Genomic DNA, 24,938 nt, shown 5'->3' with positions numbered 1-24,938 from the left:
CACCCGGGCGGAGGCGCTCGCCACCGCCGCGGGGCCCGGGACCGCCCCGGAGCGGAGGGGCCGGATCCGGTTGGTGAGCCGGCGGCGAACAGGGGGCACGCGGGGGGCGGGCCGGGCGTCGCGCTGCTAGGAAGGGGGCAGGAGATCCGCCCACGGGGGAGAGACACCGATGACAGACCACCGCTCCGGCAGCCTCTACGACGCGATCGGGGGCCTGGACGCCCTGAGACGGCTGAGCCGCACCTTCTACCGGGGCGTGCTCGCCGACCCGCTGCTCGCGCCGGTCTTCGCCCGGTTCACGCCCACCCACGTCGAGCACGTCGCCGTCTGGCTGGCCGAGGTGTTCGGCGGCCCGGACCGCTTCACCACCGACCTCGGCGGCCACCAGGCGCTGCTCCGCGTCCACCTCGGCCTCGCGATCACCGAGGAGCAGCGGCTGCGCTGGATGGAGCTGATGGCCGGGGCGGTGCGCGAGGAACTGCCCGCGGACGACCTGCTGCGGGCCCGCGTCCTGGAGTACTTCGACTGGGGCACCAGGATCGCCGAGGACGTCTCCGCCTCCCCGGCCGGCACCGGCCTCGGCGATCCGGGGCCCACCCCGCGCTGGGGCTGGGAGGGCCTGCGGTGAGGACCGCGCCCGCCGCCGAGGGGCTGCTGCTGAGACCCTTCCGGGCCCGGGACGCGAGCGCCCTGGCCGAGGTCCACCGCGACCCGGTGCTGCGCCGCTACGTCCGCCACCGGGTGACCGGCCCGGACGAGGCCGCCCGCTGGCTGGCGGCCGAGGAGCGGGGCCGGGCGGAGGGCAGCCGGTACTCCTTCGCGGTCCTGGAGGAGGGCGCGCTGGTCGGCCAGGTCGTGCTCAAGCGCGGCGCCCCGGGCAGCGCCGGCTCCGAGGTGGGCTACTGGACGGCCGCCGCCGCGCGCGGCCGGGGCGTGGCCCCGCGCGCGCTGGCGGCGCTCACCGCCTGGGCGGCGGAGACCTTCGCCGCCGACGGGCTGCTCCGGCTGGACCTCTTCCACGAGGGGGACAACGCGGCGTCGTGCCGGGTGGCGGAGAAGGCGGGTTACCCGTTCGAGGCCCTCGTCCCGGCCGCCCCGCCGCGCTACCCGCTCGACGGCCACTGGCACAGCCGGCCCGCCGGGACCGGCGGGCCGGCCGGGACCGCCGGATAACGACTGGACGGGGGCGGCGATCCTGGTCAGAGTGATCGTCATGGCTTCTCTGGTACGACACGTGACGATCGACTGCGCCGACCCCTACGCCCTGGCGCAGTTCTGGGCGAAGGCCCTGGACGGCACCCTGGGCGAGGACGACAACCCGGGGGACCCGGAGGCGCTGGTCGACTCGGCGGGCGCCTCGCTGCTCTTCATCCGGGTGCCCGAGGGCAAGACCGTCAAGAACCGCGTCCACCTGGACCTCCAGCCGCAGGACCGCACCCGGGACGAGGAGGTGGAGCGCCTCCTCGCCCTGGGCGCGACGCTGTCCGAGGACCACCGCACCCCGGACGGCAAGGGCTGGGCGACCCTCCTGGACATCGAGGGCAACGAGTTCTGCGTCGAGCGCAGCGCCGCCGAGCGGCTCGCCACCTCCTGACCCCGGCCGCTACCCGACGGCCGCCCGCCAGTTCCACGACGTCCGGCGCGGGCGGCCGTCGAGCTCCCCGCGGCCGGTGCACCACAGCAGCACGTCCACCGGGTCCCCGGCCGGCGCGTCGGGGAAGAGCCGGGCCAGCGCGGCCGCGGTGAGCCGCTCCGGGGGCCGCCACTCCAGACCGAGCCCGAGGGTGATGTCATGGGTGTGCAGCAGGGTCTCGGTGACGCCCATCGCGGCGAAACCGGCCGGGTCGCACGGCCCGTGGTGGTACGCCCGAAGCCCGGGCGGCGCCGCGTCCAGGGCGGTGGCCAGCAGGTGCGCGCAGGCCGTGACCACGGTGAGCACCTCGGCGGGCCCGGCCTCCGGGCGCACGGCCAGGTCCATGGGCAGATAGCGGTCACCGGGCCGGGCGGCGAGCTGGCCGGCGTAGGCGAGCAGGTCGTGGGCGATGTGGGCGGCGGTCTCCCAGCAGCTCCACTCCAGCGGTCCGGCGGGCGCGTCCCAGCGGGCGCCGGCGGCCCCGGCCGCGGCCGGGCCCAGCACGGCCGTCAGCTCGCCGAGCGCGGCCCGGACGTCGTCGCCGTTCAACGGTCGGTCGGTCATCGGGCCACCGTCTCATCCGCTCCCGCGTGTCCGCCAGGGCCCTGCCCGCCCCGGGTGCTACTGCTGGCTCCGGATCCCCACCCGGCCCCGTCCGCACCCGGTTCCCGGAGAACAGGCAGGTACCCCATGGCCAGGATCGCCGTGTTCGGCGCCCACGGCACCATCGGCAGCGCCGTCGTCACGGAGGCCGCCGTGCGCGGCCACCGGGTGGCGGCGGTCGTCCGCGACCCCGCCCGGTTCGACGCCGCGCGCCACCCGGGGGAGGTGTCCGTCGAGGCCGGGGACGTGCTGGACCCGGCGGACGTGGCCCGGGTCGCCGCCGGGCAGGACGCCCTGGTGAGCGCGGTGGGCGGCGGCGACGGCCCGGGCCACCTGGCGCTGATCGAACCGGCCGCGAGGAGCCTGGTGGAGGGGCTGCGCCGGCTCGGCGGCGAGGCGCCCCGGCTGCTCGTGGTCGGCGGCGCGGGCAGCCTGGAGACCGCGCCCGGCACCAGGGTCTGGGACGCCCCGGGCCTGCCGGAGGCGGTCCTGCAGATCATGCACGCGCACGGCGACGCCCTGGCGTACTACCGGACGGTCACCGACGTGCGCTGGACGGTGCTCAGCCCGGCCGCCCGCATCGGTCCCGGGGCGCGCACCGGCCGCTACCGCACGGGGCTGGAGCAGCTGCTCACCGACGCCGAGGGGGAGAGCCGGATCTCGGTGCCGGACTACGCGGTGGCGCTGGTCGACGAGATCGAACAGCCCGAGCACATCGGCGAGCGCTTCACCTGCTGCGCGCTCTGAACAGCTGCCGCCGGCCCCCGGCCCCGGCCCCGGCCGTCAGCCGTCGGCGGACAGCCGTCAGCCGATCTGGATCGAGCGCTTCGCCAGGCCCATCCAGAACCCGTCGATCACCGAGCGCTGGCTGCCCAGCTCGTGCTCCGCCGCGCCGAGCGTGACGAACAGCGGGGCGAAGTGCTCGGTGCGCGGGTGGGCGAGCCGGCCGGCCGGGGCCTTCTGCTCGAAGTCGAGCAGGGCGTCGAGGTCCTGGGCCGCCAGGGCGCGCCGGCCCCAGTCGTCGAACTCGGCCATCACCGAGGTCACCCGGCCGTCGCGGCTGAGCGCCCGCAGGTTGTGGGTGAAGAAGCCGCTGCCGACGATCAGGACGCCCTCGTCGCGCAGCGGGGCGAGCCGGCGGCCGATCTCCAGCAGCCGCTGCGGGTCCAGGGTCGGCATGGAGACCTGGAGGACCGGGACGTCCGCCTCCGGGAACATCTCCACCAGCGGGACGTAGGCGCCGTGGTCGAGCCCGCGGTCGGGGATGTCCTGGACCGGCGTACCGGGGGCGCGAAGCAGCTTGCGCACGCGCTCGGCGAGCTCCGGTGCGCCGGGGGCGGCGTACTGGACGCCGTAGTAGTGCTCGGGGAAGCCCCAGAAGTCGTAGACCAGCGGCACGGTGGTGACGGCGCCGAGCGCGAGCGGGGCCTCCTCCCAGTGCGCGGAGACCATCAGGATCGCCTTCGGGCGCGGGAGGCCGGCGGACCAGGCGGCCAGCTCCCCGGGCCAGACGGGGTCGTCGGCGAGCGGCGGCGCGCCGTGCGACAGGTAGAGGGCGGGCATGCGCCCGGGTGCGGCGGTGCTCATGGCGGCTCTTCTCCTCCGGCCCTCGGTGGCGGGCCTCGGCGGGTGGGGTAGTTCAAATTTGAACACCAATGCTTCGACCGTACACCTTCGTTCGAATTTGAACAATGGGAGTACGATCACCCCATGCCCTCCACCTCGTCCGCACCTTCGGCGCCCCCCTCCGCCGCCTCTTCGCACGAGCCCCGGTGGCTCGACGAGGAGGAGATGGCCGCCTGGCGGAGTTTCGTCACCGCGAGCAACCTCCTCAACCGCCGCCTGGAACGCCAGCTCAAGGAGGAATCGGGCCTCTCCCACACCCAGTACGAGATCCTCGTCCACCTCTCCGCCGCCCCGGCCGGCTCGCTGCGCATGACCGAGCTGGCGGACAAACTGGTCACCTCCAAGAGCGGGCTGACCTACCAGGTCACCCAGCTGGAGAAGATGGGCCTGGTCAGCCGCCGCTCCTGTCCCAGCGACGTGCGCGGCGTCTTCGCCGAACTCACCGAGCAGGGCGGCGAGATGCTGCGCGAGGCGGCCCCGGGGCACGTCGCCCTGGTCCGCGAACTGCTCATCGACGTGCTCAGCCGGGAGCAGCTGACGGTGCTCGCCGACGGCCTCGGCCTGGTCAGCGCCCGGCTGCGCCTCGACGACGCCCTCTGAACGCCCTGAACGCTCCGGACGCCCTGAACGCTCCGAACGTCCGGGACGCTCCGAACGATCAGCACCCTCGAAACCCCCTCGACCCTCCCGCTCCTCGAATCCTCCGCATCCCCCGGCCCGCCGGGCCGCTAACCCGCTGAATCCCGACCCTCGTCCGTCCGGGCTGCTGCCGCCTCGGCCGCCTCCGCCGCCTTGGCGAGCAGCAGATCCCGCTCCCGGACGTTGCGGGTGAGCCCCGCCGCCCGCTCGAACTCCGCCCGCGCCTCGGTGCCCCGCCCCAGCCGGGCCAGCAGCTCGCCCCGGACGCTCGGCAGCAGGTGGTAGCCGCGCAGCGCCGGCTCCGCGGCCAGCGCGTCGACCACCTCCAGCGCCACCGCCGGCCCTTCGGCCATCGACAGTGCCACGGCCCGGTTGAGCTCCACCACCGGCGAGGGCGTCAGCGCCATCAGCCGGCCGTAGAGCGCGGCGATGGCCGTCCAGTCGGTGTCCTCGTACCGCACGGCCCGGGCGTGACAGGCGGCGATCGCGGCCTGCACGGAGTACGGGCCGGTGCCCGCCCGGCGCAGGGCGGCGAGCCCGCGCCTGATCAGCAGCCGGTCCCAGCGGGTGCGGTCCTGGTCGGCGAGCAGGACGGGCTCGCCCCCCGGTCCGGTGCGGGCGGCCGTGCGGGAGGCCTGGAACTCCAGCAGCGCCGCCAGCCCGTGCGCCTCCGGCTCCCCGGGCATCAGCGCGGCCAGCACCCGGGCCAGGCGCAGCGCGTCCTCGCAGAGCGCGGGCCGCAGCAGGTCGTCCCCGGCGGTCGCGGCGTAGCCCTCGTTGAAGACCAGGTAGATGACCTCCAGCACGGAGGAGAGCCGGGCCGCCCGCTCCTGCCCGTACGGGACCTCGAACGGTATCCCGGCCTGCGCCAGGGTCCGTTTCGCGCGCACGATCCGCTGGGCCACGGCCGGCTCGGCGGAGAGGACGGCCCGGGCGATCTCCGCCGTGGTCAGCCCGCCGAGCAGCCGCAGGGTGAGTGCGATCCGGGACTGCGCGGGCAGCACCGGGTGGCAGACGGTGAAGATCAGCCGCAGCAGGTCGTCGTCGATGTCGTCCGGCCCGGACGGCTCCGGCGGCGGGACGTCCTCCAGCGTCCGCCCGACCTCGGCGAGCTTGCGCGCGTACGTCTCCCGGCGGCGGACCAGGTCGACCGCCCGGTGCTTGGCGGTGGCCATGAGCCAGGCGCCCGGACGGTCCGGGACGCCCGACCCGGGCCACTGCTCCAGGGCGGCGACCAGCGCGTCCTGCGCCAGTTCCTCGGCGATGCCGACGTCGCGCACGATCCGGGCGACCCCCGCGATGATCCGCGCCGACTCGATCCGGAAGACGGTCTCGACCGTCCTGGCCGTCTCCGCGGCCCCCGCCGCCCGCGCCGGCCCCGCCGTTCCCGCGTTGCGCTCCGTCACGATCACCCATCAGAGCAGCCGCCGCCCGCGGCGGCAAACCACCGCCCCGGCGGTCACGCCTCCGGCGGTGTGGCGGTGTCGTCGATCTGCCGCAGCTCGGCGCCCAAGGTCCAGTGCGCCGGGTGGGTCTCCAGGAAGCGCCGGGTCCACTCGACGGCCTCCGCCTTGTCCTTGCACTGGAGCAGCGCGTAGCCGCCCACGACCTCCTTGGTCTCGGTGAACGGGCCGTCGGTGCAGTTGACCTTCCCGCCCTCCCAGAGCAGCCGGGTGCCCTCCTCGGTGGGCAGCAGCCCGGCGGTGTCCAGCATCACCCCGGCCTTGGTGATCTCCTCGAACAGCGCCCCCATCCGCTCCTCGAAGCCGGGGTCGGACGTGAACTCGGAGGCCTGCTCCTCGTTGATGCGGATCAGTGACAGGAAACGCGGCATGGCGGCTCACTCCTCGTCGGTGTGCGGGCGGGGCCTCTCCCCGCCGCTCACCCCTGCGTCGAACGGGCGGCGGCCGTTTCGACAGCCGGCCCGAGAATTCTCGCGGGGGATTTCCGGACCGGCCACCGGGGCCGGCCGCTCCGTGATCGAATGCCCCCATGATCGGTGAACCGTTGCTCGAACTGGTACCGGACGCCGCGGCCGACGCGCTGTCCCTGCGCCGTGGCCGCGACCCCGAGGCCCCTCCCCGAGCCGGCTCCGTAGCGGGCAGGATGGCGGCATGACCATCGATCATGCTTTCGCGCAGCGGTTCGCCGAGGAGTGGGTGGCGGTGTGGAACGCCCGCGACCTGGAGGGCGTTCTCGCGCACTACACCGACGACGTCGTCTTCGTCTCGCCCCGGGTCGTCAGCTTCCTCGGGGACCCGTCGGGGGAGGTGCGCGGCAAGGAGGCGCTGCGCGCGTACTGGAGCAAGGCGCTGGGGCTGCTGCCCGAACTGCACTTCACCCTGGACTCGGTGCGAGTCTCGGTCGACACGATCGTGATCGACTACCGCAACGAGCGCGGGGTGGCCGTCGCGGAGGCGCTGACCTTCCGCGACGGCCTGGTCTGCCGCGGCTTCGGGGCGTACGGGCCGGAGAGCTGACGCCGGACGCCCGCACCGGCCGGGCGTTCACACCAGCCGGGCGGCGAGCCGCAGCGCTCCCGCCCGGATCCGTTCCTCGCCCAGCTCCGGGAGCAGGGCGGACACGTGCTCGGCCGCCAGGGCCGCCAGCAGGGCGTGCGCGTCGTGCTCGGGATCCCCGCCGTGTCCGCCCGCGCCGAGCAGCAGCGTGACGTGCCGGTGCCAGAACCGGTAGGCGCCGATGCGGTAGCGCGAGCCCCGGCCGGCCGTCTCGGACATCCGGACCAGGTCCAGGTGTTCCAGCAGGTAGTCCAGATAGGCGGTGACGAACGCCGCCAGCCGTGCGCCGCTCCCGGCCGGGGCGTCCGGCGCCCCCGGCCCGAGCGGCGCCGGCCCGCGCAGGACCGCGTCCTGCAGCGCCCGCTCGCGCGCGTCCAGCAGGGCCGCGCCGAGCCCGGCCTTGTCACCGAAGCGGCGGAAGAGGGTGCCCTTGCCGACGCCGGCCGCGGCGGCCACCTGGTCCATGGAGACCGACTCCACCCCGTGCTCGGCGAACAGCCGCGCCGCCGCCTCCAGCACGGCGGCCCGGTTGCGGGCGGCGTCGGCGCGCTCGACGGGCGGCGGGGTGCGCAGCAGCTCCAGCGGCACGGGACCGTCCGGGACCGGCGCGGGCATTGCGTAAGCGGACTGCGGTCCGGTACTGTCCTGGGTCATAAGCGGACTATAGTCCGAATCCTTGCGCAGCCCCAGGAGGCCGCAGCATGACCGCACTCATCACCCGGGACGAACTGGCCGCCGCCATCGAGGCCGGCTCCGTCACCGTCGTGGACACCCTCGGCGGCGACTACTACGCCCAGCAGCACCTGCCCGGCGCGATCGAGCTCGTCCGGGCCGACGTCGACCGCCTCGCGCCCGGGCTGCTCCCGGACCGCGACGCCGCCATCGTCACCTACTGCTCCAACGAGGCCTGCCCCAACAGCGGCCAGGTCGCCGACCGGCTGACCGCACTCGGCTACACCGACGTCCGCAAGTACCGCGAGGGCATCCAGGACTGGGCCGGGGCCGGCCTGCCGGTCGAGAGCTCCTGAGCCGTCCGGGGCCGCCGCAGGCCGGGGAGGGGCGCGACGCGGGGAGCGCCCCTCCCCGGCCTACCGCCCCTGTCCCGCCCCGGTGTTCTTCGCCGGCCGCAGCTCGGCCGCCAGCGGCTGCGCCCCGGCCCGCTTCACCGCCAGCGCGCGGGCCAGGTCGAACGCCGCCACCGGGTCGTCCTGCGCGGTCCAGGGCCGTGCCCCGCACCACGGCCCGATCGCCCGGAACTGCTCCAGTGCGACGTCGTACGCCTCCACCTCGCCGGCGAAGTGCGCCAGCAGGTGCCGCAGTTGCGGGATCCGCTCGTCGTCCGGCCGGACCTGCCGCAGCTGGGCGGCGAGGTTCTCGATGCGCCACTTGGTCCTGTCCGCCGCGATCGTGGAGGCGATGCCGCGGCGCTCCTCCAGCTCGGCGAGGGCGTGCAGGTAGATCCCGCCGAGCGGACTCCCGGGCGGGGCCGCGTCCATGGCCCGCTCCGCGAAGGCCAGCATCTGCCGGTGGGAGCCGAACCACTTCTCGCACCAGTACTGCAGGGCCTGCCAGTGGCCGTCGTAGTGGTACCAGGCCCGCTTCACCAGCTCCTGCCAGGCCTCCTGGAACTGCTCCGGGGTGAACTGCGCCCCGCGCGCCGCCGTCACGATCACCACCCACGGGCCCGGGTTCGCCGGGTCCAGCAGGGCCGCCCGGCGGGCCGCCTCGATCGCGGCGGGCAGCAGTTCGCGGAACGCCTCGATCGCGTCGTCGCCGACCTCGTGCCGGTAGCCGGAGCCGCGCACCTCCCACGCGCGGCGCACCATCAGCTTGGCCTCCAGGGTGGCGGCGTCGCAGTTGCCGGGCTCGGCGGAGCGCCAGGCGCCCAGCCAGCCGTCGCCGTCGGCGGCGATCGCCGCCAGCAGGTCCAGCCGCGACCACCGCTCGTCCCAGTGGTCGCCGGGCTCGGCGACGTAGGCGGCCGCCGGGCGCCAGTCCCCGGCCCAGGCCGCGTCGGCGATCGCCTGCGAGCGCTGCCGCCGCTCCAGCGGGGGCGGCGGCCCGGCCCGGCCGGGATCGAGGCGGTCGCGCGGCGGCATCCCGTAAGCCGCCGGATCGAAGCCGTCGCGGGCCCATGCCAGATGCCGTTTGCGGCGGACGATCCGGTAGAGGACGTAGCCCGCCACGAAGAGGAGGAGGATCAGCAGACGTATCACGACGGCGAATCATCCCTGGTGGCAGGCGGTGCGCGCAAAGCCGAAAACGGTTCGCCGAACGGCGCGTTCCATGGCAGCATCCGCTGGTATGGGGACGATTCTGCACGGCTCGCACGTCACGCTCCGCCCGGCCGCCGCCGAGGACATCCCGGCGCTGGTCGCCATCCGCCGCACCCCCGAGGTCTACGCCCGCTGGCGCGGCGGGGACGACCTCACCGACGCCGTCACCACCGATCTCGCCGAGTCCGGCACCGAGACCTTCGTCATCGAGGCCGAGGGCCGGATCATCGGCGCCGTCCAGTGGTACGCCAACGACGACGACGAGTACCGCCACGCGGGCCTGGACATCTACCTCGACCCGGCCCGCCACGGCCGCGGCTACGGCACCGACGCCGTCCGCACCCTGGCCCGCCACCTGATCGGCCACCACGGCTTCCACCGGCTCGTCATCGACCCGGCGGCCGACAACGCCCCGGCGATCCGCTGCTACGAGAAGGTCGGCTTCCGCCCCGTGGGCGTGATGCGCCAGTACGAGCGCGGCTCCGACGGCAGCTGGCACGACAACCTCCTGATGGACCTGCTCGCCGCCGAACTCGTCTAGCCGGGAGACCCGTCGGGGCCGTGGCGCTCAGTGGTCCGCGCGCAGCGGCTCGCCGGTGCGGTGGAGGTGGGCGAAGATCTCGCGGTAGGAGCGGAGCAGCCCGGTCTCGTGGTACGGGATGCCCTTCTCCGCGCAGAACCGGCGGGTGATCCGGGCGGCCCGGGGGAGCGCCGGGGTCGGCATGCTGGGGAAGAGGTGGTGCTCCACCTGGTAGTTGAGGCCGCCCATCAGCGTGTCCAGGACGGGGTTGCCGCGGACGTTGCGCGAGGTCAGCACCTGCCGCCGGAGGAAGTCCAGCCGCATCTCCGGCGTCACCATCAGCATGCCCTTGTGGTTCGGCGCGAAGACGCAGCCCAGGTAGACGCCGAGCAGGGCCTGGTGGACGGCGAGGAAGGCGACCGCCCGGCCGGCCGGCAGCGCGGTGAAGACGGCCCCGAAGTAGGCCGCGAAGTGCAGGACCAGCAGGGCGCCCTCCAGCCGGCGGCGCTTCAGCTGGGGGCCGCGCAGCGCCCGGAAGCTGTTGTAGCTGAGGTTGAGGCCCTCCAGGAGCAGCAGCGGGACGAAGAGGAACGCCAGCCGCCGTCCGATGAACCGGGGGACCCCGCGCGCCTGCCGGGCCTGCTGCTGGGACCAGACCACGATGTCGGGCGCGACGTCCGGGTCCCGGCCCTCGTGGTTGGGATTGGCGTGGTGGCGGGTGTGCTTGTTCATCCACCAGCCGTAGCTCATGCCCATCAGCAGATTGGCGACGATCCGCCCGCCGAGCTCGCTGCGCCGCCGGTCGGAGAAGACCTGGCGGTGCGCCAGGTCGTGTGCCAGGAGACCAAGTTGGCCGAAGACGACGGCCATGGCGGCCGCCAGTGCGAGCTGCAGCGGGGTGTCGCCCAGTGCGAACAGGGCGTACCAGCCGCCCGCGAACGCGGCCAGCGTGACGCCGAAGCGGATCGCGTAGTAGCCGGGGCGGCGGTCGAGCAGCGCCTCCTCGGCTATGCGGCGGGTGAGCTGGGCGAAGTCGCTGCCGCCCGGGTCGCGGTGCGGCGGTGCGGCCGCAACGGGGGACGGCAGGGCCGTGGACTGTGGGCTCATGACAGGAAGTCTGGCGGCCGGCCGGGCGCCCCGGAACCGGAGAAACCCCCTTCCCGGCAGGGGGGTTGACCCCCGTAGGCGGGGCGGGGTACCCCCCGGTCCGGTCCGGCCGGGGTTGACGGCCGCTCCCGAGTTCCACCACCCTTTCACTAATTCAATAGTGGAAGGGTGGTTTGTTCATGGGGATGCTCCGCGCGGTGCTCCGCTCCCTCCGGCGGCCCCGGGTGCTGTCCTGGGGGCTCGCCGGGCTGTTCGCCGTGCTCTACGCCTGCGTCGCCGTCAACCGGCACCGGCGCATGCTGACCCAGGCCTACGACCTGGGCATCTTCGAGCAGGCGGTACGGGCCTACGCGCACGGGCGGGCGCCGGTCGTACTGCTCAAGGGCCCCGGCTACCACCTGCTCGGCGACCACTTCCACCCACTGCTCGCCACCCTCGCCCCGTTCTACCGGGCGTTCCCGAGCGCCGTGACGCTGCTGGTCGCCCAGGCGGTGCTGATGGCACTGGCCGTGGTGCCGCTGAGCCGGTGGGCCCACCAGGTCGGCGGTCCGCGGCTGGCCGGTGCCGTCGGCTGTCTGACCGGGGTGTCCTGGGGGATCGTCGAGGCGGTGGCCGACGACTTCCACGAGATCGCGTTCGCCGTGCCGCTGCTGGCCTTCGCGGCCACCGCGCTGGGGCGGGGGCGGCCGGTCGCGGCGCTGCTCTGGGCGCTGCCGCTGGTGCTGGTGAAGGAGGACCTCGGGCTGACGGTGGCCGCCGTCGGGGCACTGGTCTGCGGGCGGGCGGCGCGCGGGAGCGGGATCCGGGCGCTGGGCTTCGCGGTGGCGCTCTTCGGCCTGGCCGCGACGGCGCTGACCATGCTGGTGGTGCTGCCGTCGTTCAACCCCGGCGGCGACTTCGCCTACTGGGGGCAGCTGGGCGCGGGGGAGGCCGTCGGCGCGCCGTGGGACACGGCGGTGCGGCTGGTCTGGCCGCCGCTGAAGTGGCTGCTGCTCGGCCTGGCCGCCGCGACCGCCGGGTTCCTCGGACTGCGGTCACCGCTGGCGCTGCTCTGCGTGCCGACCCTGGGGTGGCGGCTGGTCGCCGACAACCCGCACTACTGGGGCGTGGGGTACCACTACAGCGCGGTGCTGATGCCGCTGCTGCTGGCGGCCCTGGTGGACGCCCTGGACCGGACCGGCGCCTTCGCCCGCCCCTGCCGCCAGGCCGCGCCGGACGGTCCTCCCGCGCCGGACGGTCCTTCCCCCGCCCCGGCGGACGCCGCCGCCGTCCGCCGGGCCCGGCGCGCGCTGGTGGCCGCCGGCCTGGTCGCCGCCGTGACCCTCCCGGTCTACCCGCTGCACGAGCTCGCCGCCCCCGGGGCCTGGGGCACCTCGCCGCGCCTGGCGCAGACCCGCGAGCTGCTGGAACGGATACCCGACGGCGCCACCGTGGCCGCGTCCAACCGCCTCGCCGCGCAGCTGGCCGGCCGGACCACCGTCGGCCTGGTCTGCCGCGAACCGGCGCCACCGCTCGCCGACGCGCTGCAGGACGGCCCGCAGTGGGTGGCCGTCGACCTGGCCGACCCCAGCGTGCACGCACCCTGCGCGATCGAGGACACCGTCCGGATGCTCGGGTGGTACGGGGAGCTGGGCTACCGGCGGGTCGTGGACGACGGCGACCTGCGGCTGCTCCGCCGTCCGTGACCCCCGCGGGCCCCGGGCCCCCGGGTCCGACTTGACCACGGCGCCGAGGTTCGCCACGATTCCACTAATGACCTAGTGAAAGGGTGTTGCGGGTGTGATCGAATACCGCATCGAGCGGCGCAGCGGCGTCTCCACCTACCAGCAGATCGTGCAGCAGACCAAGCAGGCGCTGCGGCTCGGTGTGCTCCAGCCCGGGGACAAGCTGCCGACCGCCCGGGAGGTGGTCGAGCAGACCGCGATCAACCCGAACACCGTGCTGAAGGCCTACCGCGAGCTGGAGCGCGAGGGCCTGGTCGAGCCCCGGCCGGGGCTCGGCACCTTCGTCCGCCGCTCGCTCGCCCGGCCCGAGGCGGCCGCCGACGGGCCGCTGCGGGCGGGGCTGGTGGGCTGGGTCGACGAAGCCCGCGCGGCCGGACTCGACCGCGAGGACATCACCGCGCTGCTGGCCTCCGTGCTGGAACAGCGCTTCGCCACCGGCGTCCCCGGGGCGCCGCACGGGCCGGCCGGGCCGGACGGCCCGGCCGCCACGGACTAGGGAGGGCGGGGGGACCGCATGACGGACGTGACATCCGGACCGGACGCGACACCGGCGCAGGGGCGGCCGGCCGTCGAGGCCGTGGGGCTGGGCAAGCGCTACCGGGGTGACCGATGGGCCCTGCGCGACTGCCACTTCACCGTCCCGGCCGGCCGGATCTGCGGCGTGGTCGGCGCCAACGGGGCGGGAAAGAGCACCCTGCTCACCCTGGCCGCCCGGCTGATCGAGCCGACCGAGGGCGAACTGCGGGTGTTCGGCGCGACGTCGAGCACCCCGGAGTCCCGCGCGCGGGTCGCCTACGTCACCCAGGAGAAGCCGCTCTACCCCTCGTTCACGGTGGCGGGCACCCTGCGCCTCGGGCGCGAGCTCAACCCCGGGTGGGACGAGGACGCCGCCCGACGGGTCGTCGAGATGGGCGAGTTGCCGTTGGACGCGCGCGTCGGCTCGCTCTCCGGCGGCCAGCGCACCCGGGTCGCGCTCGCGCTCGCCCTCGGCAAGCGCGCCGACCTGCTCCTGCTCGACGAGCCGATGGCCGACCTCGACCCGCTCGCCCGCCACGAACTGATGGGCGTGCTGATGGCCGAGGCCGCCGAACGCGGCACCACCATCCTGGTCTCCTCCCACATCCTGCCCGAACTCGACGGCGTCATCGACCACGTGCTGCTGGTCCAGGCGGGCCGGATCCGGCTGGCCGGGGACCTGGAGGAGATCCTCGACGGCCACCAGCTGCTGATCGGCGCCGCCGACGGGGCCGAACTGCCCGCCGGCACCACCGTGGAGCGGCGGGTCCGGGGCCGCCAGGTCACCGCGCTGCTGCACACCGGCGAACCGGTCGACGGGCCGTGGGAGTCGAGCCGGCCGAGCCTGGAGGAACTGCTGCTGGCCTACCTGCGCACCCCGGTCCTGACCCCCGTCACCGCCCCCGATCGCGAGGCCGCCGCATGAGCACCAGCACCCTGACCGGCCCGCCCGCCCCGGCGCCCGCGGACCGCACGGCCGGACGGCCCGCGACCGCCCGCCGCTCCCGGGGACCGCGCGGCGTGCTCTGGCTGTCCTGGCAGCAGAGCCGGGTGGCGGTGCGGACGATGGCGGTTCCGGCGGTCCTCACCGTGCTGCTCCTGATCGCCCTGCATGTCCTCATCCAGGACCGGACCGAGCTGATGAGGCGGACCGGCTGCGGCTCCGGCGAGAGCTGGAGCCTGGAGTGCCGGGTGCAGTACGGCCGGCTGGAGATGCTGCTCCGGGCCTTCACGGACATCCTGCAGCCGGCCATCACGGCCGTCCCGGTCCTGCTCGGCGCCTTCCTCGGCGGACCGCTGCTCGCCCAGGAGTACGAGCGCGGCACCCTGCGGCTGGTGCTGGCGCAGTCCGTCGGCCCGGGCCGCTGGCTGGCGGCCCGGCTCGCCGTCCCGGGCGCCGTCGTGCTGCTGCTGTCCGCCCTGGTGGCCGGGCTGACCAGCTGGGTGTGGTGGTCGGACATCGTGCACCGGCGGGGGGCCTTCGGGGTCTTCGACCCGCCGTTCCAGGGCTTCACCTACCCCGTGCTCGGCGTGGTCCCCGTCGCCTGGTCGCTGTTCGGCCTGGCGCTGGGCGTGCTGATCGGCCAGTTGCTGCGGCGCACCGTCGCCGCTGTGCTGGCGAGCGGCGCGGCGGTGGCGCTCGCCCACACCGCGATGATCATGCTGCGGCCCTCCCTCTGGCCGGTGACCGACCAGGAGCAGCCGTACAACAACACCCTGGGCGGCTTCGGCCAGCCCCCCAACGCCTGGCTGGTGGAGCACGGAGTGGTGCTCGCGGACGGCACCAGGATGACGTCCGGCGAATGCCGGCCGGTGGCCGACGTCTGTGCGGCGGCGCCCACCTCCTGGGGGCGGTACCACCCGGTGTCGCACCTCGTGCCGATCCAGCTCGTCGAGGCCGGTCTGCTGCTGGTGCTCACCGCCCTCGTCGTGGCCGCCGTCTTCCGCCGGCTCACCCGGGCCGGGATCTGAGCGGCCCGGCCCCGGGCCCGGCGGTTCAGTCCCCGGCGCAGCCGCAGGAGCGGCGCAGCACCATCCGGGCCGGGAACGTCCGGGCCCCCGGCGCCGGGGCCGGTCCGCCGTCGGCACCCGCGCTCAGCACCAGGTCGACGGCGGCGCGCGCCATCTCCGCCTGGGCGGTGGTCACGCTGGTCAGCGGAGGTCCGGCGATCACCGCCTCGGCGATGTCGTCGAAGCCGGCCACCGCGAGGTCCTCGGGCACCCGGATGCCCAGGTCGTCGGCGGCCCGCAGCAGACCGATCGCCTGGTCGTCGGTCGCGCAGAAGACGGCGGTCGGCCGGTCGGCGCGCGCCAGCAGCGCGAGCGCCTCGCGGTGCGCCCGCACCCGGTCGAACGGCGCCGCGGACAGCCGGCCCTCGGTGGGGAGGCCGGCCTCGGCGAGCGCGGCGGCCCAGCCCGCGGTGCGCACGGTCACCGGGTCGCTGGGGCTGAGCGCGAAGGTGCCGCCGAAGCAGTGCACCTCGGCGTGACCGTGGCCGAGCAGGTGGCGGACGACCTCGCGGGCGCCGCCCTCGTCGTCCGCGACCACGGCGATCCCTCGCTCGGTCTCGGCGCGGTGGTGCAGCAGGACGACCGGTGTCCCCTCGGTGGCGTCCACGCCGGTGACCCCGGGGGCGGACGGGTCCTGGGTGACCAGGATCAGGCCGTCGACCTGCATGCCGAGGAAGGCGCGGATGTAGTGCGCCTCGCGCTCGTCGGCGTAGTCGGAGTTGCCGATCAGCAGCAGCCGCCCGCGCTCGGCGGCCGCGCGTTCCACGGTGTGCGCGAGTTCGGCGAAGAAGGGCTGGCGGGCGTCCGGCACGACCATGCCGATGAGGTCGGTGCGCCGCCGGGCCATCGCCTGCGCGACCCGGTTCGGCCGGTACCCCAGCTCCTCGACGGCAGCCAGCACCCGGGCCCGTGTCGCGGCCGCCACTGGCCGCGGTCCATCGTTGATCACATAACTCACGACCGCAGTCGACGTCCCCGCCGCCCTCGCCACGTCGTCCCGCGTCACCCTTGCCATGCCGCGAGCCTACACACCGCCACCGACGGCCCCGGTGGCCGTTTCACCGGCTGGACGGACGCGGCGGCCCCTCCGTACGCGTGACCGGCCGTCACGTCCGCGGAGGGGCGCAGAACCCCCGCGGCGCCTCAGGGGACGATGACCGTCAGCGAGCTGCGCGTCACCGTGAAGCCCATCTCCTCGTACAGCCGACGCGCCCGGTTGCCCTCGGTCACCGCCAGCCCGATCGCGGTCCGGCCCGCGAGGGCGACGTCCGCGACGGTGCGCCGCAGCAGGTCGGCGCCGAGACCGGGGTAGCCGTGCGCCGGGTGGCGGAACACATGGGCGATCCAGGGCATTCCGTCCCAGTCGGTCAGCACGGCTCCGGCCACCACCCGGTCGGCGTCGTCCACGACCAGGGCGCTGGACGGCAGCAGCGGCCCTATGACCTCCCCGGCGAGCAGCTCGGCGAGCCGCTGCACCGCGGACCGGGCGTTCTCGGCGTCCTCGGGGTGGTGGTCGGGGTGGCCGGGGCCGAAGGCGGCCAGCGAGCCGGGGGCCAGCTCCTCGGCCGGCCGGTCGCACGGGACGACCCGGAACCCGGCCCGCAGCGGGGTCCCCGCCCAGGCCCCCCACCCCCCGGCGGGCGCCGCGCCGGTGAGCTTGCGCTCCATGGTGTGGCCGTGGCGCAGCACCGTGGAGCCCTGCCGCACCAGCTCCTCGCCGAGCCCGACCGGTCCGGAAACCACCCAGCCCGCCAACTCCGAGCGCACGTAGGCGACCTGTGCGGCCAGGCCGGCGTGCGGGTCGACCACCTCCAGCTGATCGGCCCAGGGCCGCCCCTCCCGCTCCCCGAGCCGGTACCGCACGAGAACGTCGCCGTCCGCCCCGTAGCCGTACTGCCAGTCAGGATCCTGCTCCGTCACGCCGTTCGTCCGATCCTCGCGCGTCGGCGCACCCCTCGGCACGCCCTGTACCCGTCCCCGCCATGCTCGGTGAACGATCCGTCCGGATCAACCGGATCGACCGGATCGACCGGATCGACCGGATCGACCGGTGGGGCCGGGCGGCGAGTAGGACACCGGCGGACCTACTCGCCGCCTAGCGTCGCCGCATGATCACCGACGAGGACGCCGTCCGTCCGTTCCGCCTCGCCGTTCCCCAGGGCGAGCTCGACGAGTTGCGCCTGCGGATCGCCCGCACCCGCTGGCCCGACGACCTGCCGGGGGCCGGCTGGTCGTACGGGGTGGCCGGGCCGTACCTGCGCGAGCTGGCCGGGTACTGGGCGGACGGCTACGACTGGCGGGCGCACGAGGCGGAGCTCAACGCCTTCCCCCAGTTCACCACCGTGATCGACGGCCAGAACGTGCACTTCCTGCACGTCCGTTCGCCCGAGCCGGACGCGCTCCCGCTGGTCCTCACGCACGGCTGGCCCAGCACCGTCCACGACTTCACCGGTATCCTCGGACCGCTCACCGACCCCCGGGCGCACGGCGGTGACCCGGCCGACGCGTTCCACGTCGTCGCGCCCTCGCTGCCGGGCTTCGCCCACTCCGGGCCGGCCACCGCACCGGGCTGGGGCGTCCGCCGGATCGCCTCGGCCTGGGCCGAGCTGATGCGCCGGCTCGGCCACCGGCGCTACGGCGCGCAGGGCGGCGACTTCGGCGCGATCGTCTCGCCCGAGCTCGGCCGGGTGGCGCCCGACCGGGTGATCGGCGTCCACCTCAACGCGCCGCCGAACGCCTCGGCCCCGCTCGACGCGGCGGAGTCCGCGCTGCTGACCGCCGACGAGCGGGCCCGGGCCGGGGCCAACGCCCGCTGGTGGCAGGCGCACTGCGGCTACGCGGCGCAGATGTCCACCCGCCCGCAGACCGTGGCCTACGCGCTGAACGACTCACCGGTCGGCCAACTCGCCTGGAACCTCGAATTCTTCGTCGACCACGATCCGGTGGCGACCCGTCAGACCCTGCCCTCGTGGGACGCCGTGCTGACCGACGTCACCGCGTTCTGGCTCACCGGCACGGCCGGCTCGGCGGCCCGCCTCTACCGCGAGATCGCGGCCGACGGCTGGGGCCGCCCGGCGCCCTCGGGCGTGCCGACCGGGGTGGCGCTGTTCCGCGGCGACCGGGCGATCCGCACCCTGGCCGAGCTGTCCCACACCGTGACCCGCTGGACCGCCTACGACACCGGCGGCCACTTCGCCTCGCTCCAGGCGCCGGAGCCGCTGGTGGCGGACGTCCGGGCGTTCTTCCGCACCCTGCGCCGAGGGGCCCGCCCCGGTGGTGCCGGTGGCGGGGGCCGGCGTGGCCGGGCATGAGCGTCCCCGAGGTCATTCCGATCGCCCGCGAGCCCGGCTGCCGCACCGGCACCGTCGGCCGTTTCCGGGGCGGCCGGTTCTCCGCCTCGGTCACCTACGCCGTCCCGCCAGGCGGGCGGTGACCGGTGCTGCTCCGCCGTGCAGCACCGGTTCGGCGAGGCCGGGCTCCACCCCGACGGCCTGGGCCTCCACGCCCCGTGGGACGGCGAGTACGACACCTGAGCCCGCCGCCCCGGCTCCGGCTCCCGGGTCAGTCCGCGATCACGGCCGCCCGGACGCAGAGGACGTCCGGCAGGTGGGAGACCAGCAGCGACCAGTGCTCGCCCTCGTCGTGGCTGGCGTAGACGTCGCCGGTCCGGTTGCCGAAGTAGATGCCGGCCGGCTCGACGTCGTCGGTGCGCAGCGCGTCGCGCAGCACGATGCCGTAGTGGTCCTCGCCCGGCAGGCCCTCGGCGAGCGCCTGCCAGCTGTCACCGGCGTCGTTCGTCCGGAACACCCGGCAGCGGCGGCCGGGCGGGATCCGGTCGTCGGCGCCGCCGAGCGGGAACACGTACGCGGTGTCGGCGCGGCGCGGGTGGGCGGCGATCGCGAAGCCGAAGTCGGCGGGCAGCCCGTCGGCGATCGAGCGCCAGCTCGCGCCGCCGTCGTCGCTGCGGTAGACGCCGCCGTGGTTCTGCAGGTAGAGCCGGTCCGGGTTGACGGCGTCCCGGGCGATCTTGTGCACGCACTGGCCGAACTCGGGGTACTGGCTCTCCGCCGGGAAGAACTCGGCCCGCAGCCCGGTGTTGGACGGCTCCCAGCTGTCGCCGCCGTCCTTGCTGCGGTAGACGCCGCCGCTGGAGACGGCGACCAGCAGCCGCTGGGGGTCGCGGGGGTCGCTGAGGACGGTGTGCAGGCCCTGGCCGCCGTACCCGGCGCCCCACTCACTGCGCTGCGGGTGGTTCCAGAGCGGCTCGACCATCGTGAAGCTCTCCCCGCCGTCCTCGGAGCGGAACAGCGCGGCGGGCTCGGTGCCCGCGTAGACCACGCCGGGGGCCTCGGGGCCGGCCGGCTGGAGCTGCCAGACCCGGGTGAGCGAGGCACCGGTGTGCTCGGGGAAGCGGATCGCCGGGGTGGGCGGCTCGAACCAGCTGGCGCCGAGGTCGTCCGAGCGCCAGACCGACGGCCCCCAGTGGCTGCTGTCGGCGCCCACCAGCAGCCGGACACCCCCGTCCCTGCGGGGCCCGCCGTCGCCGCGGTCGCGGCGGTCGATCGCGACGGAGTAGATCGCGTTCATCCGGAAGTGCGGCCCGCTGAACTCCCAGTCCAACCGGTCGCGGCTGCGCCCGAGGAACAGGCCCTTCTCGGTCCCGACGGCCAACAGCACTTCGCTCATTGCCACACACCACCTGCTCGGCGAAACGGCCCCGCCCGGTCACCCTCCCCGGGCCAGTGTCCCGCCGTCGGGCGCCCGCCACATCTCGCCGCGCCGGGCACCGGGCCGTCCGCCGGGAACCGGCGGACGGCCCGCCGGAACGGGCACGGCGGGGCGGTCAGCCCCGGCAGCCCTCCAGCAGCCGCAGCCAGACCTCGCTGATCGTCGGGTAGGCGGGCACCGCGTGCCAGAGCCGGTCGATCGGCACCTCGCCGACCACCGCGACGGTCGCCGAGTGCAGCAGTTCGGAGACGCCGGGACCGACGAACGTCACGCCCACCAGCACCTCCCGGTCCAGGTCGAAGACCGCCCTGGCCCGGCCCTCGTAGTCGTCGCCGTACAGCGAGGCACCGGCGACCGCGCCGAGGTCGTGGTCGATCGCCTTCACCCGCAGCCCGGCCCGCTCGGCGGCGTCCAGGGTCAGGCCGACGGCCGCGACCTCCGGGTGGGTGAAGACCACCTGCGGCGCGCCCGCGCTGTCGGCGGACGCGGCGTGCGCGCCCCAGCGCGCGGTGTCCAGCGAGCGCCCCTCGGCGCGTGCGACGATCGCCGCGCCGGTGATCCGCGCCTGGTACTTGCCCTGATGGGTGAGCAGCGCCCGGTGGTTGACGTCCCCGGCCGCGTACAGCCAGCTGCCGTCGATCCCGAGCACGGTGCAGCTGTCGTCCACGTCCAGCCAGCCGCCGGGGTGCAGGCCGACCTGCTCCAGGCCGACGTCCGCGGTGCGCGGGGCACGCCCGGTGGCGTACAGCACCTCGTCGGCGGTCAGCCGCCCGCCGTCGCCGAGCACCAGGGTGACCTCGGAGGACCCGCCGTCCGCCGCCTCCGCCGCCCGCCGCTCCAGGGAGGCGACCTCCGTCCCGAAGCGGACGTCCACCCCGGCCGCCCGCAGGCCGTCCGCGACCAGCTCGCCGGCGAACGGCTCCATCCGGGGCAGCAGCCCGCCCCCGCGGACCAGCAGCGTCACCTCCGAACCGAGCGCCCGCCAGGCGGTGGCCAGCTCCACGCCGACCACGCCGCCGCCGACCACGGCCAGCCGCCGGGGGACGGTCGGCGAGCCGGTCGCCTCCCGGTTGGTCCACGGCCTCGCGTCGGCCAGTCCGGGCACGCCCTGCGGCAGCACCGGGCGGCTGCCGGTGCAGATCGCCACCGCGTGCCGGGCCACCAGCAGCCGCTCGCTGCCGTCCTCCGCCTCGACCGTCACCTGCCGCTCGCCGGCCAGCCGGCCGTGGCCGCGGACCAGGTCGATCCCGGTGTCGCGGAGCCACTGCACCTGGCCGTCGTCCTGCCAGTGCGAGGTGAACGAGTCGCGCCGGGCGAGCACCGCGGCCGGGTCCAGGACGCCGCCGACCGCCTCCCGGGAGCCGGCCACCGCGCGGGCGTCGGCCAGCGCGGCCACCGGGCGCAGCAGTGCCTTGCTCGGCATGCAGGCCCAGTACGAGCACTCGCCGCCGACCAGTTCGCTCTCCACGATCACCGTGCGCAGACCGGCGGCGGCCGTCCGGTCGGCGACGTTCTCGCCGGTCGGGCCGGCGCCGATCACGATGACGTCGTACTCCTCGGGGGCGGTGGACTGGGAAGAGGTCATCCGTGCTTCCTCCGTGCTCTCGCGGGTGTGCCGTGGTGCCGTGCCCATCCTGCGACGCCCCGCCCGCCCGGCGCAGCCGAACACGCGGGCGAGGCGCCGGTCCGCATGGCGGCACCGGCACCCCGCCCGCGCGGCCGGGCCCGGGAGCGTCCTACTCGATCCCGGCCAACTCGGCCAGCACCGCCGCCGTCTCGGCCGGACGGGAGAACATCGGCCAGTGCCCGGTCGGGACTTCGCGCAGCTCCCACTCCGGCCCGCCGAGCGCCGCGAAGTACGGGTGCCCGGCGGCGATCATCTCCCGGACCTGCGCCAGCGGGATCGAGCACGAGACCAGGGCCTTCGGCAGCTTCGCCGCCCCGTCGGCCAGCCGCACCGGCTCGGTGAACGTGCGGGCCGGCTGGTCGGTCGCCCGCGCGCGGAACCGGGCGAGGTCCTCCTCGTCGATGCCCGCCACGTCCGCGCCGCCCGAGGCCAGCACCTCCCAGGAGGGCAGCGGCAGCCGCCAGCCGTCGACCAGTGAGGCCTCCAGCGCGGTGCGGTAGGCGGGATCCCAGAGCTCGGCGAGCGCGACGCCGCCGGCCATCGGGCCGGAGTCGACCCAGACCACTCGGCGGATCCGCTCCGGGACCCGGTCGGCCGCGCCGCTCACGGCGATGGTGCCGCCGCTGTGCGCGACCAGGACGACGTCCCGGAGGTCCTCGCGGACCAGCAGGTCGGTCAGGTCGTCGATGTGGGCCTGCGCCCCGGTCTCCGGCGAGGCCTCGCCGGCCCGTTCGGCGAGCCCGGGCAGGGTCACCGCGTGCACGATGTGACCCGCGGCGCGCAGCGGTTCGGCCACCGCGTCCCAGGCCCAGCCGCCGAGCCAGAAACCGGGGACGAGTACGAAGGTGCTCATGGGGAACGGTCCTCTCCTGTTGTCCTGATGGTGCGGGGCCGCGCGGCCGCGGTCGGGCAGCCGGGAGGTCTCCCGGCGGCCCGTCGTCGACTCCGACCCTAGAATCACATCCGGACAGAACTCGACCGGATTAACCGGGATCGTCGGCGAGGGCCGCCGACCGGCCCGGCCGGCACACCGGCCGCCGTCCGGGCGAACCGCAGCACGCCCGAGGAGCGCAGGACTCGTGGAGCATCCGGTCAGCCGCACCCTCGCCCTGCTCGAACTGCTCCAGGCCCGCCCCGGCCTCACCGGCGCCGAACTCGCCGCCCGGCTGGAGGTCGACGTCCGCACCGTGCGCCGCTACGCGGCCCGGCTCGCCGAACTCGGCATCCCCGTGCGCGCCGAGCGGGGCCGCTACGGCGGATACCGGCTGATGCCCGGGTTCCGGCTGCCGCCGCTGATGCTCACCGGCGACGAGGCCGCCTCCGTGGTGCTCGGGCTGCTGGCCGGCCGGCGCTCCGGGCTGTCGGTGGGGGAGCAGGCCGGGGAGTCGGCGCTCGCCAAGATCCAGCGGGTGCTGCCGCCGCAGCTGCGCGAGCAGGTCGCGGCCGTCGAGCAGACCCTCGGGCTGACCGCCGCGCCCGCCACCGGCCCCAGCCCGGCCGCCGCCGCCCTCTTCGCGCTCGCCGAGGCGGCCCGCCGCCGGCGCCGGGTGCGGCTCGACTACCGGGACCGGGAGGGCGCGCCCAGTGAGCGCGCGTTCGACCCGTACGGGCTGGTCTTCCACTCGGGGCGCTGGTACACCACGGGGCTGGACCACCGCAGCGGGGAGCAGCGGACCTTCCGGGTGGACCGGATCCGCGCGGTCGAGCCGCGCGAGGACGGCTTCGAGCCGCCGGCCGGCGTCGACCCGGTCCAGCGGGTGCTGGAGTCGCTCGCCGCGGTGCCCTGGACGCACGAGGTCGAGGTGGTGCTCACCACCACGCTCGACGAGGCCCGCCACCGCATCCCGCCCACCGCGGGCACGGTCACCGCGACCGGGGACGGGCGCGTCCTGTTCCGCGCGCGGGCCGAGCGGCTCGACGGGATGGCCGTGATGCTGGCCGGCCTCGGCTGGCCCTTCACCGTCCGCGGCCCCGACGCCCTGCGGGACGAACTGCGCGCCCTCGCCGCCCGCCTCACCGCCTGGAGCGGGGCGGGCGAGCGCTGAAACGCGGCGGCCCGTGACACGGCGCCCCGACGCGCGCGCCCCGGACACACGGCGGCGAGCCCCCGGGGGCCGGCTGTACCGTCCCGGGGGCTCGCCATGACGAACGGGCCGTGCGAGGGCCAGGGCTCAGGCCTTCGGCCCGCCGTCCTGCTCCGCCGCCACCTTCCGCTTCACCTCGGCCATGTCCAGCTTGCGGGCCTGGCCGATCAGGTCCTCGAACACCGGCTCGGGCAGCGCGCCCGCCTGGGAGAAGACCAGCACGCCGTCGCGGATGATCGCGAGCGTGGGGATCGACTGGATCCCGAAGGCCGCGGCCAGGTCCTGCTGCGCCTCGGTGTCCACCTTGGCGAAGACCAGGTCGGGGTGGCGTTCGGCGGCCTTCTCGAAGACCGGCGCGAACTGGCGGCAGGGGCCGCACCAGGCCGCCCAGAAGTCGATGAAGACGAAACCCTCGCCGTCCGGGCCGGGGACGATCTCGTCGAAGTTCTCCTTGGTCAGCTCGACCGTACTGCTCATGTCGCGACTCCTGCCCTTCCGGTGGTGGCGGTCAAGGCCATGTGCCCCCGACAACGGCTGCTGCCCGCGCGCTATTCCGCGGACCCTACCGCGCCGTCCGTTGAGCGGACGGCCGCCCCCGTCCGTACCGGAGGGTGTCCGGCACCGACGTGCACCCGCACCGACCGGGGAGCGGTCACCATGCGCACCACCCGCCGCACCGACGGCACCACCGATGATCACACCGACGGAGTCCGGCGCCCTCCCGTGCACCCCCGCGGACGGCTCGCCGTGCTCGCCGCCACCGGGCTGGCCGCCACCGGGCTGGCCGCGGCGGCCCTGGTGGCGGGCTGCGGCTCGTCCTACAGCGGCTCGTCGCCCGCCCGGCCGCCCGCCGCACCCAGCGCCCCGGCCTCGCCCGGCATGTCCGCCGCCGCCCTGCGGACCACCCACGACCCGCACCTCGGCACCATCGTCACCGACAGCGCCGGCTACACCCTCTACCGCTTCGACCACGACAGTGCCGACCCGCCCACCGCCACCTGCAACGGCGGCTGCGCGGCGCTCTGGCCGCCCGTCCCGGCCACCGGTACGACGGCCTCCGTCAGCGGCGTCGACGCCAAGCTGGTCGGCACCGTCACCCGCGCCGACGGCAGCAAGCAGCTCACCCTCGCGGGTCGGCCGCTCTACCGCTACACGCCCGACGAGAAGCCCGGCGACACCAAGGGCCAGGGCGTGCAGGGCATCTGGTTCGCGGTGACCCCCACCGGTGACCGGGCCGGCACGAGCGGTTCCGGCGGCTCCGGTGGGACCGGCTACTGAGCCGGCCGTCCGGCCCGTGACGACGTTCGACCCGGAGGTCCGCGTGCG

29 protein-coding genes are annotated in these 24,938 nt (G+C 75.4%); 16 read left to right on the top strand and 13 right to left on the bottom strand.

Annotated features, from left to right (window positions below):
* Window positions 1–169 precede the first annotated feature (169 nt).
* From ACF1AK_RS29185 to ACF1AK_RS29175, 3 genes are read left to right on the top strand one after another with little or no spacing between them, the layout of a single operon-like run.
* A complete protein-coding gene (locus ACF1AK_RS29185; RefSeq protein ID WP_391501822.1) occupies window positions 170–628 on the top strand; it encodes a group II truncated hemoglobin in 459 nt (152 codons plus the stop codon).
* A complete protein-coding gene (locus tag ACF1AK_RS29180; RefSeq protein WP_391501821.1) occupies window positions 625–1,173 on the top strand; it encodes a GNAT family N-acetyltransferase in 549 nt (182 codons plus the stop codon). Before ACF1AK_RS29185 ends, ACF1AK_RS29180 begins: the two co-directional genes overlap by 4 nt.
* 40 nt (window positions 1,174–1,213) lie before the next feature.
* Complete coding sequence (locus tag ACF1AK_RS29175) at window positions 1,214–1,594, top strand: VOC family protein (protein ID WP_391501820.1); 381 nt, start codon at window positions 1,214–1,216, stop codon at window positions 1,592–1,594.
* A 9-nt stretch (window positions 1,595–1,603) separates the two neighbouring features.
* Here the strand turns inward: ACF1AK_RS29175 and ACF1AK_RS29170 are convergent, their stop codons facing one another.
* Window positions 1,604–2,197, bottom strand: coding sequence for a maleylpyruvate isomerase N-terminal domain-containing protein (locus tag ACF1AK_RS29170; RefSeq protein ID WP_391501819.1), 594 nt, complete (start codon window positions 2,195–2,197; stop codon window positions 1,604–1,606).
* A gap of 126 nt (window positions 2,198–2,323) precedes the next feature.
* Between ACF1AK_RS29170 and ACF1AK_RS29165 the strand changes: the two genes are divergently transcribed.
* Window positions 2,324–2,983, top strand: coding sequence for an NAD(P)-dependent oxidoreductase (locus tag ACF1AK_RS29165; RefSeq protein WP_391501818.1), 660 nt, complete (start codon window positions 2,324–2,326; stop codon window positions 2,981–2,983).
* 57 nt (window positions 2,984–3,040) lie between these two features.
* Here ACF1AK_RS29165 and ACF1AK_RS29160 read toward each other — a convergent pair whose 3' ends face one another.
* Window positions 3,041–3,823: a dioxygenase gene (locus tag ACF1AK_RS29160; protein WP_391501817.1), complete on the bottom strand. Its 783-nt coding sequence runs from the start codon at window positions 3,821–3,823 to the stop codon at window positions 3,041–3,043.
* A gap of 123 nt (window positions 3,824–3,946) precedes the next feature.
* On the opposite strand from ACF1AK_RS29160, the gene ACF1AK_RS29155 reads away from it, so the two are divergent.
* On the top strand, window positions 3,947–4,462 hold the full coding sequence (locus tag ACF1AK_RS29155; protein ID WP_391501816.1) for a MarR family winged helix-turn-helix transcriptional regulator: 516 nt from the start codon (window positions 3,947–3,949) through the stop codon (window positions 4,460–4,462).
* A 128-nt stretch (window positions 4,463–4,590) separates the two neighbouring features.
* Here the strand turns inward: ACF1AK_RS29155 and ACF1AK_RS29150 are convergent, their stop codons facing one another.
* Both ACF1AK_RS29150 and ACF1AK_RS29145 read right to left on the bottom strand, forming a co-directional pair.
* Complete coding sequence (locus ACF1AK_RS29150) at window positions 4,591–5,907, bottom strand: RNA polymerase sigma factor (RefSeq protein ID WP_391501815.1); 1,317 nt, start codon at window positions 5,905–5,907, stop codon at window positions 4,591–4,593.
* A 53-nt stretch (window positions 5,908–5,960) separates the two neighbouring features.
* Complete coding sequence (locus tag ACF1AK_RS29145) at window positions 5,961–6,335, bottom strand: YciI family protein (protein WP_391501814.1); 375 nt, start codon at window positions 6,333–6,335, stop codon at window positions 5,961–5,963.
* Window positions 6,336–6,615: 280 nt separating this feature from the next.
* On the opposite strand from ACF1AK_RS29145, the gene ACF1AK_RS29140 reads away from it, so the two are divergent.
* Window positions 6,616–6,981: a nuclear transport factor 2 family protein gene (locus ACF1AK_RS29140; RefSeq protein ID WP_391501813.1), complete on the top strand. Its 366-nt coding sequence runs from the start codon at window positions 6,616–6,618 to the stop codon at window positions 6,979–6,981.
* 27 nt (window positions 6,982–7,008) lie between these two features.
* Here the strand turns inward: ACF1AK_RS29140 and ACF1AK_RS29135 are convergent, their stop codons facing one another.
* A complete protein-coding gene (locus ACF1AK_RS29135) occupies window positions 7,009–7,674 on the bottom strand; it encodes a TetR/AcrR family transcriptional regulator (protein ID WP_391501812.1) in 666 nt (221 codons plus the stop codon).
* 47 nt (window positions 7,675–7,721) lie between these two features.
* Between ACF1AK_RS29135 and ACF1AK_RS29130 the strand changes: the two genes are divergently transcribed.
* Entirely contained in the window at window positions 7,722–8,048 is a 327-nt protein-coding gene (locus ACF1AK_RS29130) for a rhodanese-like domain-containing protein (protein WP_391501811.1), read from the top strand.
* Between the two features lie 60 nt (window positions 8,049–8,108).
* Here ACF1AK_RS29130 and ACF1AK_RS29125 read toward each other — a convergent pair whose 3' ends face one another.
* Complete coding sequence (locus tag ACF1AK_RS29125) at window positions 8,109–9,236, bottom strand: hypothetical protein (protein WP_391501810.1); 1,128 nt, start codon at window positions 9,234–9,236, stop codon at window positions 8,109–8,111.
* An 88-nt stretch (window positions 9,237–9,324) separates the two neighbouring features.
* On the opposite strand from ACF1AK_RS29125, the gene ACF1AK_RS29120 reads away from it, so the two are divergent.
* On the top strand, window positions 9,325–9,837 hold the full coding sequence (locus ACF1AK_RS29120) for a GNAT family N-acetyltransferase (RefSeq protein ID WP_391501809.1): 513 nt from the start codon (window positions 9,325–9,327) through the stop codon (window positions 9,835–9,837).
* Between the two features lie 27 nt (window positions 9,838–9,864).
* Here the strand turns inward: ACF1AK_RS29120 and ACF1AK_RS29115 are convergent, their stop codons facing one another.
* The gene (locus ACF1AK_RS29115) at window positions 9,865–10,923 is read right to left on the bottom strand and encodes a fatty acid desaturase family protein (RefSeq protein ID WP_391501808.1); all 1,059 of its coding nucleotides are present in this window, start codon (window positions 10,921–10,923) and stop codon (window positions 9,865–9,867) included.
* Between the two features lie 197 nt (window positions 10,924–11,120).
* Here ACF1AK_RS29115 and ACF1AK_RS29110 point away from each other — a divergent pair, with 197 nt between their 5' ends.
* The 4 genes from ACF1AK_RS29110 to ACF1AK_RS29095 all read left to right on the top strand — a co-directional run bounded on the left by ACF1AK_RS29110 (window position 11,121) and on the right by ACF1AK_RS29095 (window position 15,134).
* The gene (locus tag ACF1AK_RS29110; protein ID WP_391501807.1) at window positions 11,121–12,608 is read left to right on the top strand and encodes a DUF2079 domain-containing protein; all 1,488 of its coding nucleotides are present in this window, start codon (window positions 11,121–11,123) and stop codon (window positions 12,606–12,608) included.
* Window positions 12,609–12,702: 94 nt separating this feature from the next.
* Complete coding sequence (locus tag ACF1AK_RS29105) at window positions 12,703–13,143, top strand: GntR family transcriptional regulator (RefSeq protein WP_391501806.1); 441 nt, start codon at window positions 12,703–12,705, stop codon at window positions 13,141–13,143.
* Window positions 13,144–13,161: 18 nt separating this feature from the next.
* Window positions 13,162–14,088 (top strand): ABC transporter ATP-binding protein, encoded by a 927-nt coding sequence (locus tag ACF1AK_RS29100; protein WP_391501805.1) that lies wholly within the window; start codon window positions 13,162–13,164, stop codon window positions 14,086–14,088.
* Window positions 14,085–15,134, top strand: coding sequence for an ABC transporter permease subunit (locus ACF1AK_RS29095; protein ID WP_391501804.1), 1,050 nt, complete (start codon window positions 14,085–14,087; stop codon window positions 15,132–15,134). The genes ACF1AK_RS29100 and ACF1AK_RS29095 overlap by 4 nt, the downstream gene beginning before the upstream one ends.
* Before the next feature lie 25 nt (window positions 15,135–15,159).
* Here the strand turns inward: ACF1AK_RS29095 and ACF1AK_RS29090 are convergent, their stop codons facing one another.
* Together ACF1AK_RS29090 and ACF1AK_RS29085 are read right to left on the bottom strand one after the other, a co-directional pair.
* Complete coding sequence (locus tag ACF1AK_RS29090) at window positions 15,160–16,188, bottom strand: LacI family DNA-binding transcriptional regulator (RefSeq protein WP_391501803.1); 1,029 nt, start codon at window positions 16,186–16,188, stop codon at window positions 15,160–15,162.
* A gap of 128 nt (window positions 16,189–16,316) precedes the next feature.
* The gene (locus tag ACF1AK_RS29085; protein WP_391501802.1) at window positions 16,317–17,093 is read right to left on the bottom strand and encodes a GNAT family N-acetyltransferase; all 777 of its coding nucleotides are present in this window, start codon (window positions 17,091–17,093) and stop codon (window positions 16,317–16,319) included.
* A gap of 188 nt (window positions 17,094–17,281) precedes the next feature.
* On the opposite strand from ACF1AK_RS29085, the gene ACF1AK_RS29080 reads away from it, so the two are divergent.
* Window positions 17,282–18,484: an epoxide hydrolase family protein gene (locus ACF1AK_RS29080; protein ID WP_391501801.1), complete on the top strand. Its 1,203-nt coding sequence runs from the start codon at window positions 17,282–17,284 to the stop codon at window positions 18,482–18,484.
* Window positions 18,481–18,606 (top strand): hypothetical protein, encoded by a 126-nt coding sequence (locus tag ACF1AK_RS29075; protein ID WP_391501800.1) that lies wholly within the window; start codon window positions 18,481–18,483, stop codon window positions 18,604–18,606. Before ACF1AK_RS29080 ends, ACF1AK_RS29075 begins: the two co-directional genes overlap by 4 nt.
* A gap of 128 nt (window positions 18,607–18,734) precedes the next feature.
* On the opposite strand, the gene ACF1AK_RS29070 is transcribed toward ACF1AK_RS29075, so the two are convergent.
* From ACF1AK_RS29070 to ACF1AK_RS29060, 3 genes are all read right to left on the bottom strand, one after another.
* Window positions 18,735–19,859, bottom strand: coding sequence for a WD40/YVTN/BNR-like repeat-containing protein (locus tag ACF1AK_RS29070; RefSeq protein WP_391501799.1), 1,125 nt, complete (start codon window positions 19,857–19,859; stop codon window positions 18,735–18,737).
* A gap of 157 nt (window positions 19,860–20,016) precedes the next feature.
* Window positions 20,017–21,486 carry a dihydrolipoyl dehydrogenase family protein gene (locus tag ACF1AK_RS29065; protein ID WP_391501798.1) on the bottom strand — a complete coding sequence of 490 codons (1,470 nt, stop codon included), beginning with the start codon at window positions 21,484–21,486 and terminating at the stop codon, window positions 20,017–20,019.
* A gap of 151 nt (window positions 21,487–21,637) precedes the next feature.
* Window positions 21,638–22,381 (bottom strand): alpha/beta fold hydrolase, encoded by a 744-nt coding sequence (locus tag ACF1AK_RS29060; protein ID WP_391501797.1) that lies wholly within the window; start codon window positions 22,379–22,381, stop codon window positions 21,638–21,640.
* Window positions 22,382–22,607: 226 nt separating this feature from the next.
* On the opposite strand from ACF1AK_RS29060, the gene ACF1AK_RS29055 reads away from it, so the two are divergent.
* On the top strand, window positions 22,608–23,573 hold the full coding sequence (locus ACF1AK_RS29055) for a helix-turn-helix transcriptional regulator (RefSeq protein ID WP_391501796.1): 966 nt from the start codon (window positions 22,608–22,610) through the stop codon (window positions 23,571–23,573).
* A gap of 126 nt (window positions 23,574–23,699) precedes the next feature.
* Here ACF1AK_RS29055 and ACF1AK_RS29050 read toward each other — a convergent pair whose 3' ends face one another.
* Window positions 23,700–24,089: a thioredoxin family protein gene (locus ACF1AK_RS29050; RefSeq protein ID WP_391501795.1), complete on the bottom strand. Its 390-nt coding sequence runs from the start codon at window positions 24,087–24,089 to the stop codon at window positions 23,700–23,702.
* A gap of 180 nt (window positions 24,090–24,269) precedes the next feature.
* Between ACF1AK_RS29050 and ACF1AK_RS29045 the strand changes: the two genes are divergently transcribed.
* Window positions 24,270–24,890 (top strand): hypothetical protein, encoded by a 621-nt coding sequence (locus ACF1AK_RS29045; RefSeq protein WP_391501794.1) that lies wholly within the window; start codon window positions 24,270–24,272, stop codon window positions 24,888–24,890.
* Window positions 24,891–24,938 lie beyond the last annotated feature (48 nt).

Origin of the sequence: Kitasatospora sp. NPDC015120, assembly GCF_043080305.1 — a bacterium.
Taxonomy (GTDB): Bacteria; Actinomycetota; Actinomycetes; order Streptomycetales; family Streptomycetaceae; genus Kitasatospora.
This window is presented reverse-complemented; position numbering and strand designations above follow the sequence as displayed.

Coding starts and splice junctions, on each gene's coding strand:
- ACF1AK_RS29135 (WP_391501812.1), bottom strand. CDS start 7,674: ATGACCCAGGACAGTACCGGACCGCAGTCCGCTTACGCAATGCCCGCG.
- ACF1AK_RS29115 (WP_391501808.1), bottom strand. CDS start 10,923: ATGAGCCCACAGTCCACGGCCCTGCCGTCCCCCGTTGCGGCCGCACCG.
- ACF1AK_RS29155 (WP_391501816.1), top strand. CDS start 3,947: ATGCCCTCCACCTCGTCCGCACCTTCGGCGCCCCCCTCCGCCGCCTCT.
- ACF1AK_RS29140 (WP_391501813.1), top strand. CDS start 6,616: ATGACCATCGATCATGCTTTCGCGCAGCGGTTCGCCGAGGAGTGGGTG.
- ACF1AK_RS29045 (WP_391501794.1), top strand. CDS start 24,270: ATGCGCACCACCCGCCGCACCGACGGCACCACCGATGATCACACCGAC.
- ACF1AK_RS29100 (WP_391501805.1), top strand. CDS start 13,162: ATGACGGACGTGACATCCGGACCGGACGCGACACCGGCGCAGGGGCGG.
- ACF1AK_RS29145 (WP_391501814.1), bottom strand. CDS start 6,335: ATGCCGCGTTTCCTGTCACTGATCCGCATCAACGAGGAGCAGGCCTCC.
- ACF1AK_RS29050 (WP_391501795.1), bottom strand. CDS start 24,089: ATGAGCAGTACGGTCGAGCTGACCAAGGAGAACTTCGACGAGATCGTC.
- ACF1AK_RS29070 (WP_391501799.1), bottom strand. CDS start 19,859: ATGAGCGAAGTGCTGTTGGCCGTCGGGACCGAGAAGGGCCTGTTCCTC.
- ACF1AK_RS29080 (WP_391501801.1), top strand. CDS start 17,282: ATGATCACCGACGAGGACGCCGTCCGTCCGTTCCGCCTCGCCGTTCCC.
- ACF1AK_RS29185 (WP_391501822.1), top strand. CDS start 170: ATGACAGACCACCGCTCCGGCAGCCTCTACGACGCGATCGGGGGCCTG.
- ACF1AK_RS29160 (WP_391501817.1), bottom strand. CDS start 3,823: ATGAGCACCGCCGCACCCGGGCGCATGCCCGCCCTCTACCTGTCGCAC.
- ACF1AK_RS29095 (WP_391501804.1), top strand. CDS start 14,085: ATGAGCACCAGCACCCTGACCGGCCCGCCCGCCCCGGCGCCCGCGGAC.
- ACF1AK_RS29090 (WP_391501803.1), bottom strand. CDS start 16,188: ATGGCAAGGGTGACGCGGGACGACGTGGCGAGGGCGGCGGGGACGTCG.
- ACF1AK_RS29175 (WP_391501820.1), top strand. CDS start 1,214: ATGGCTTCTCTGGTACGACACGTGACGATCGACTGCGCCGACCCCTAC.
- ACF1AK_RS29120 (WP_391501809.1), top strand. CDS start 9,325: ATGGGGACGATTCTGCACGGCTCGCACGTCACGCTCCGCCCGGCCGCC.
- ACF1AK_RS29075 (WP_391501800.1), top strand. CDS start 18,481: ATGAGCGTCCCCGAGGTCATTCCGATCGCCCGCGAGCCCGGCTGCCGC.
- ACF1AK_RS29060 (WP_391501797.1), bottom strand. CDS start 22,381: ATGAGCACCTTCGTACTCGTCCCCGGTTTCTGGCTCGGCGGCTGGGCC.
- ACF1AK_RS29170 (WP_391501819.1), bottom strand. CDS start 2,197: ATGACCGACCGACCGTTGAACGGCGACGACGTCCGGGCCGCGCTCGGC.
- ACF1AK_RS29165 (WP_391501818.1), top strand. CDS start 2,324: ATGGCCAGGATCGCCGTGTTCGGCGCCCACGGCACCATCGGCAGCGCC.
- ACF1AK_RS29065 (WP_391501798.1), bottom strand. CDS start 21,486: ATGACCTCTTCCCAGTCCACCGCCCCCGAGGAGTACGACGTCATCGTG.
- ACF1AK_RS29130 (WP_391501811.1), top strand. CDS start 7,722: ATGACCGCACTCATCACCCGGGACGAACTGGCCGCCGCCATCGAGGCC.